The organism is Agrobacterium sp. MCAB5 (genome assembly GCF_052114365.1).
Classification (GTDB): Bacteria; Pseudomonadota; Alphaproteobacteria; order Rhizobiales; family Rhizobiaceae; genus Agrobacterium; species Agrobacterium tumefaciens.
Window position 1 is genome coordinate 1 of sequence record NZ_JBFREP010000193.1, and the last position, 524, is coordinate 524.

Below are 524 nucleotides of genomic sequence, written 5' to 3' on the forward strand. Positions count from 1 at the left end.
GCCGGAACCCATTGCCTTCAACTGAACTTCGGCAGCACGTTCGAGATAATAGAGATCATCCCAGGCTTCGGCGATGTTGGGTGCGCAGACCATCACACCATGGTTTTTCATGAACAGGATGTCCTTGTCGCCGAGGACGGAGGCGATCCTGTCGCCTTCGCTTTCGTCCAGAGCAAGGCCGTTGTAGTTCTCGTCGACCGCCACGCGGCCGTAGAACTTGAGTGCCGTCTGGCCTGCCCAGACCAATGGCTCGCCTTCCACCATGCTGAGGGCGGTAGCGTTCGGCATATGAGTGTGAAAGGCGGCCCCCACCCGCGGCGCCATCTTGTGCAACCGCGCATGGATATAGAAGGCGGTTGCTTCCGGAACGCCATCCCCGGCAACCACATTGCCCTCGAAATCGCAGATCAGCAATGACGAGGCAGTCGCCTCCTGAAACGCCCAGCCGAGGCGGTTGACGATGAAGAGGTCGGGATGGCCGGGCACGACGGCGGAGAAATGATTGCAGATCCCCTCTTCAAGGC

At 59.9% G+C, this 524-nt stretch carries 1 protein-coding gene; it reads right to left on the bottom strand.

What is annotated here, in order from left to right:
- A partial coding sequence (locus tag AB4Z23_RS28170; protein ID WP_441361268.1) for an aldolase occupies positions 1 to 524 on the bottom strand: 524 nt, incomplete at both ends.